Source organism: Roseburia sp. AF42-8 (assembly GCF_003435965.1).
GTDB classification, from domain to species: Bacteria; Bacillota; Clostridia; order Lachnospirales; family Lachnospiraceae; genus Roseburia_C; species Roseburia_C amylophila.
On sequence record NZ_QTVB01000031.1, the window covers coordinates 23,465 to 29,695 of the forward strand.

Annotated in this window: 7 protein-coding genes and 1 pseudogene; all 8 read left to right on the top strand. The window is 35.5% G+C overall.

Annotated elements, in window-relative coordinates; translation table 11 throughout:
- The gene (locus DW059_RS11620) at window positions 1-1,047 is read left to right on the top strand and encodes an HAD-IA family hydrolase (protein WP_117698912.1); all 1,047 of its coding nucleotides are present in this window, start codon (window positions 1-3) and stop codon (window positions 1,045-1,047) included.
- A gap of 12 nt (window positions 1,048-1,059) precedes the next feature.
- Window positions 1,060-1,902: a carbon-nitrogen hydrolase family protein gene (locus DW059_RS11625; protein WP_117698913.1), complete on the top strand. Its 843-nt coding sequence runs from the start codon at window positions 1,060-1,062 to the stop codon at window positions 1,900-1,902.
- 73 nt (window positions 1,903-1,975) lie between these two features.
- Complete coding sequence (locus DW059_RS11630) at window positions 1,976-2,422, top strand: GNAT family N-acetyltransferase (RefSeq protein WP_117698919.1); 447 nt, start codon at window positions 1,976-1,978, stop codon at window positions 2,420-2,422.
- Window positions 2,407-3,339 (top strand): annotated as a pseudogene (locus DW059_RS11635) (relaxase/mobilization nuclease domain-containing protein); the annotation flags it as partial. The gene DW059_RS11630 and the pseudogene DW059_RS11635, both read left to right, overlap by 16 nt.
- Before the next feature lie 129 nt (window positions 3,340-3,468).
- Complete coding sequence (locus DW059_RS11640) at window positions 3,469-4,029, top strand: flavodoxin family protein (protein ID WP_117698914.1); 561 nt, start codon at window positions 3,469-3,471, stop codon at window positions 4,027-4,029.
- A gap of 104 nt (window positions 4,030-4,133) precedes the next feature.
- Complete coding sequence (locus DW059_RS11645) at window positions 4,134-4,769, top strand: HD domain-containing protein (RefSeq protein WP_199534348.1); 636 nt, start codon at window positions 4,134-4,136, stop codon at window positions 4,767-4,769.
- A gap of 1 nt (window position 4,770) precedes the next feature.
- Window positions 4,771-5,889, top strand: a complete 1,119-nt coding sequence (locus tag DW059_RS11650) for a M24 family metallopeptidase (protein ID WP_117698916.1) — start codon at window positions 4,771-4,773, stop codon at window positions 5,887-5,889.
- A gap of 67 nt (window positions 5,890-5,956) precedes the next feature.
- Window positions 5,957-6,231: hypothetical protein (locus DW059_RS11655; protein ID WP_147326053.1), on the top strand; the 275-nt coding region annotated here is incomplete at its 3' end.

Consider the following 6,231-nt stretch of genomic DNA (forward strand, 5'->3'; position numbering starts at 1 on the left):
ATGACGAAAGTGAATTTTTATGATAGTATTAATGATTCAATGCTGAAGTTTGCAGTTATTATTGCAAAACATAATGGAAAATGGGTATTCTGCAAGCATAGAGAAAGAAGTACATGGGAAGTGCCGGGAGGACATAGAGAACAAGGTGAGGATATTCTTGAAACAGCAAAGAGAGAATTGTATGAGGAAACAGGAGCCATTAATTTTGAGATAAATCCGATATGTATTTATTCTGTGACGGCGCCAGACAACTTTAATGGGAAAGAAACCTTTGGAAAGTTATTTTTCGCGGAGATACATACGTTTGAAAAAGATTTACATAGTGAGATAGAGAAAATAGCAATTATGAATGAACTACCGCTTAATTGGACATATCCGGAAATTCAACCAAGACTGCTAGAAGAAGCGAGACAAAGAGGATTTTTGCCTAAGAAGGATGAAATAAAATGGTTATTTTTTGATGTTGGTTCGACGCTGGTTGATGAAAGTAGAGTTTATGAAGATAGGATGAAAAAAATAGCTGAATTATCTGGTATAACTCCGCAACAAATTTATGAACATGCGATATCATTATACAGGAGAAATAAAAAAGGTGATTTAGAGATAGCAAAACAATTGGGGATAGAACTACCTAAATGGGAATCACAATATGAAAAGCTGTATACAGATTCTGAAAATTGCCTGAAAAGGTTAAGCAGAAATTATGAAATTGGTATAATTGCAAACCAACCATTAGGAACTTCTGAAAGATTAGAAAATCTCGGAGTGCGAAAATATATTGATTTAGTCATTGCATCAGCAGAAGAAGGTGTATCAAAACCGGACAGACGTATATTTGAAATTGCTTTGGAAAGAAGTGGCTGTAAGCCGGAAAATGCTGTAATGATTGGTGACCGCATTGATAATGATATTGTACCAGCAAAACAGTTAGGAATGAAAACGATATGGATAAAACAGGGATTTGGAAGTTTGTGGACTGTAATGGACGAGAGTGAAAAAGCCGATATTGAAGTTAATAACTTATCTGACATTTTGAATTATTTATAGGAGGGAAAGTGAATGTTCAAGGTTGCTATACTACAAAAACGTTCTATTAATGAACAAATAGATAAGAATATTGAAACTATCATTATGGCAATGGAAGAGGCTTCGGAAAACCATGCAGATATTCTATTGTTGCCAGAATGTTTTATTACAGGATATGATTTGCCTATGTCATATGAAAAAAGCATTGCAGATAATGATATAAGAATTGCCAAAATATGTGAGAATGCTAAAAAATATAAAATAGGCGTAGTACTTACTGCGTTTACAAAAGGTAGTAAGCAGCCACAGAACTCAGCCTTTGTTATCAATAAATCGGGCAATATATTGATGAAATACTCTAAGGTGCATACCTGTGATTTCGCAGATGAAAGAGATGTTGAATCAGGGAAAGAATTTAAGGTGTGTGATTTTGAAGGAATACAATTAGGTATTATGATTTGTTATGACAGAGAGTTCCCAGAAAGTGCAAGAATACTGATGTTAAAAGGAGCTGAAGTTATTCTGGTGCCAAATGATTGTGGTTCCATGCAACCAAGAATCAGAGCACTTTCCACAAGAGCTTATGAAAATATGGTTGCAGTCGCTATGGCAAATCCGAATGGAGATAATGCTGGATGTTCCTGCGCATATAGTCCAATTTGCTGGGATAGAAATGGAAAATGTGTTGATAACACAGTTTTGCTGGCTGATGATAAAACTGAGGGGATTTTTTATGCGGAGTTTGATATGGAAGCTATTAGAGAATACAGGAGTCGGGAAATGTTAGGAAACACATTTCGTAAGGTAGAAGCATATAGTCAGTTGTTACGTAAAGAAATCAAGGAACCATTTATAAGGGATGGGCAGAATAGATAAGACAAGGGGAGAGTGCTTTATGTCAGTAGAGTTAAAAAGAAGAAGTGTGCGTGTTGACAAGAATGTAACAGAGATGGTTGACGAATCATTGGGTGGCTGCACATACGATCATATAAAAAGATTTGAATATAAGAAAGCAACAATGAAAGATGTTGATGAATTAGTAAGAACGAGAATAATTGTCCTGCGTGCAGCTAATAAATTGTCAGATGATGTGGATATGTCTCTGGTAGAGAAGGAATCATATGCATATTATAGATATGCATTGAAAACTGGAGAGCATATTGCATATTTGGTATATGATAACGGAAAGTTTATCGGTGCAGGTGGAGTCAGCTTTTATCAGGTTATGCCGACATATCATAACCCAACAGGCAAAAAGGCTTATATCATGAATATGTATACCAATCCGGAATATCGTAGACAGGGAATTGCATATCATACATTGGATTTATTGATAAAAGATGCGAGGAAGCAAGGCATATCACAGATTGCGTTAGAGGCAAGCTATACAGATTAAGGGTTGTAGAACAGAAGCGTTTTGTAGTTGGTGGAGCAAAGTATGCAGAGGAGTTGAAGAGATTTCATCGGTTACAGGACGAATATCTGCTGCTTGTGAATAATGACATCAAAAGTATTGTGGAGCTTGTGGATTTCATAAGTGAGAAAGAAGATAGGATTCAGCAGATTGAGGACAGGCAGAAGGAGATATACAGAGAAAGTTCTAGTCGGAAACGGAATATTAAGACGGATGAGCAGTATCGTGAATATCAGATGTGGCATGTGGAAGTGCAGGAAGAACTGGACGAGCTGAAGCAGGAGAAAAGGGAGCTTAAGAGACAGTTGCAGCTTGCTGATAGCATTGTGAAAGAAGATTTGTATACGGCATATTATGCAGTGTCGGAGAATGAGGAGATTGTTGCTGACAGGGATGTTGAGATACCGGAGATGGAAGAGAATACTGCGGTTGAGAAAGGAGCGGGAGTTGTTGTTGAGCCGGATATAAATGTTGAGGTGATGAATTCTAACAATATTCAGAATGATATACCTGTAATGTCAGATATTCATACTGTGTCTGATGTGAATATGGCAAGAATGGATGAAGATATTACTGATGTAACAGGTAAAAGTAAATTAGTGGAACCTAAAGAAAAAGAACCTGTGGATAAAGTTGGCTGGATTATCAGGAGAATATCAGAGCTTGGTGGTTATGAGAATGTCAGTAATTCTGTTAAGGCTGGTATATTCGGATTTGATATTGCTGATATTAGTGGAAGCATAAAGTTGTTTTCGGATGTGATGAAAAAACTTGTAATAAAGCTGGATGGGGATGAGCTTTATGAGGAGTTCCAGAGGATTTATGATGAAGCAATTAGCAGAGATGTTGATAAAGGTAAGGCGGAAGATAAAATATGGAATAGGGACAGAGAAAGGTGATTCCTCTGCATATCCCCGATTCATTTTATGCACCCGAATTATATAATGGAAACTAGGAAACAATCGCAAGAAGTTGCGATTGTTATTGATGATGTAGTGATTCTGTGATATCATATAAAAAAGTGGTACATGAAAACGGAGGTCAAAATGAAAGTATTGATAATGAATTGTAGTCCTGTAAGAAATGGAGCAACAGCAGAAACTGTTAATATAGTTACTGCTTGTCTGGAAAAGAAACATGATGTTAAAAACATATGTATTGATGATTATGATATAAAATATTGCAAAGGATGTAGAACTTGTCATAATACAGCAAAATGTGTTCAGAATGATGATGTTGATAGGATAATTGAGCAATATGAATGGGCTGATATTGTTATATCTGTCTCTCCATCGTATTGGGCAGATGTACCAGGACAATTTAAATCTTTTATTGATAGATGCACTCCGTGGTGTAACACACATGAACCGCATGCCAAGATAAGTAGTGGTAAGAAGGGATATGTTATCGCATTAAGAACTGGACCGGGAATGAAGGAATGTGAGAGGATTATTGCAACCATAGAACATTTTTATGGACATATGGAAATTGAATGTTGTGATAGACTTGGTTTGTGTTCGGTGGAATATAAGGAAGATTTGGAGTGCAGGAGAGAAGAAATCGAGGAATTCTGTAACAGTATAGATTAAATGATTTATTATGGATATTATTCACATATAGATGGAATGTTTTTGGTTGGTATTACAAGATTTTTATATCAAAGAAGGGTGCGATGATATTGGAGACAGGTATTATGATAGAAAATGCTATAACATATGTGAAACAAATATTTGCTGCTGATTCCAGTGGATATGACTACCATCATACCATTAGGGTTTATCGGTTGGCGGTAGAAATTGCAAAGCAGGAAAATGCGGATATGCAGATTGTGCAGTTAGCAGCATTATTACACGATGTAGATGATGCCAAGCTTTCACCGGAAACTTATGTTTCGAAGAGAAAGGCAGTTAATTTTATGAAAGGCAACGGCGTGGATAATGAAATTATTGAAACTGTGTGTAAGATTATAGAGGAAGTATCATTTGCAGGAAACGATTCAGTTGTGCCAAGTACGATAGAAGGTAAATGCGTGCAGGATGCGGACAGGCTGGATGTAATCGGAGCAATTGGAATTGCAAGAGCATTTGCTTATGGTGGTAGAAAAGGTAGAAAGATTTATGATCCGGAGATAAAACCTTTGGTTAATATGAGTAAAAAAAAGTATCAGCAAAATCAAAATTCTACAAGCATTAATCATTTTTACGAAAAGTTACTATTGCTAAAGGATATGATGAATACGGATGCTGCAAAGAAGAAAGCTTGGCATAGACAATCTATCATGGAATCCTATCTTGAGGAATTCATGGCAGAGTGGGAAGGAGAAAGGTGATATGTTAGAAGTGAATTTTTATGATACAGTTGATGACGATTTATTGAAGTTTGCAGTGATTATTTCACAGAGTAATGGGAAGTGGGTAATGTGTAAACATAAAGAACGCGATACATATGAAGTTCCGGGTGGACATCGTGAAGGAGGGGAAGATATTTTAGAGACTGCTAAAAGAGAACTTCAAGAAGAAACAGGTGCCGTTAAGTTTGATATAGAACAGCTATGTGTATATTCTGTCACAGGTAAGAACAGTATAAATGAAAACGGAGAGGAATCATTTGGATTATTATGTTTTGCAGAAATAAGAGAATTTTCAGGTGAACTTCATTGCGAGATGGAGAAGGTGGTACTTATGGATGAATTACCAGAAAATTGGACTTATCCATTGATACAACCAAAGTTGATTGAAAAATATCTGCAAATACAAAAGCAATCTTATAGTCAGATACAGCAGACTGCAAAACAGACTATAGCATATATAAAAATGATTATTAAGCCGGGTATGAAGTTATTTGATATTCGAAAGCTATGTGAGGAAAAACTGATGGAGTTAGGTGCAGACTCTTTCTGGTATTGGGATGTTGGTGCATTTGTATTTGCAGGAGATGAAACAACGGTTTCCGTATTTGGAAAGCAATATGTAACTTCGGATAAAATTATAGAAAATAATGATATTATAACAATTGATTTAAGCCCACAGGTAGGTAATATCTGGGGAGATTATGCTAGAACTATTATTGTAGAAAATGGTGAGGTTGTAGATGATATAGAGTTAATTCAGAACCAAGAGTGGAAAAGTGGTTTGCAAATGGAAGAAAAGCTACATGCAGAATTATTTCGGTTTGTTACAAAAGAAACCACTTTTGAAGAACTATATTATCATATGAATGAGTTCATAGTTGAAAACGGATTTGTGAATCTTGATTTTATGGGTAATCTAGGACATTCCATTGCGAAAGTTAAGAGTGACAGAATTTATATTGAAAAAGGAAATAAGGCGAAACTTGTAGCGATGAATTATTTTACTTTTGAGCCACATATAGCATTTCCTGATTCAAAATATGGGTATAAGAAAGAGAATATTTATTATTTTGATGAAGATGTGTTGGTAGAATTGTAAAAGGGGATATTTGCTAATTGTCTAGTGACAAAGAAAGTGTGTGCTTTGAATTCAGGAGGCAAAAACAATGGATTGGAATGAAGTTTTAAAAGATATTGTGTCAGGAACAATACTGCTTGCTATAGGTGGTATAGGCGGATGGTTTGGTGGTGTGATTAAAGGAAAAAAACAATCATCAATGGCTGTTGAACGCAAAAATCAAATATATCAGCCATTACTTGATGAAATTAAAACATATACAACTTTTGACTGGTCAATATTGATAAATATAAAAGCGGACATTTTAAAACAAGTAGTTTGTGAATCGTATAAATTTGGATTAAATGAAGAAATACAAAATAA

Excerpts from the sequence above, each read along its gene's own strand:
- DW059_RS11625 (WP_117698913.1), top strand. The coding sequence starts at position 1,060 with ATGTTCAAGGTTGCTATACTACAAAAACGTTCTATTAATGAACAAATA.
- DW059_RS11620 (WP_117698912.1), top strand. The coding sequence starts at position 1 with ATGACGAAAGTGAATTTTTATGATAGTATTAATGATTCAATGCTGAAG.
- DW059_RS11630 (WP_117698919.1), top strand. The coding sequence starts at position 1,976 with ATGGTTGACGAATCATTGGGTGGCTGCACATACGATCATATAAAAAGA.
- DW059_RS11645 (WP_199534348.1), top strand. The coding sequence starts at position 4,134 with ATGATAGAAAATGCTATAACATATGTGAAACAAATATTTGCTGCTGAT.
- DW059_RS11650 (WP_117698916.1), top strand. The coding sequence starts at position 4,771 with ATGTTAGAAGTGAATTTTTATGATACAGTTGATGACGATTTATTGAAG.
- DW059_RS11640 (WP_117698914.1), top strand. The coding sequence starts at position 3,469 with ATGAAAACGGAGGTCAAAATGAAAGTATTGATAATGAATTGTAGTCCT.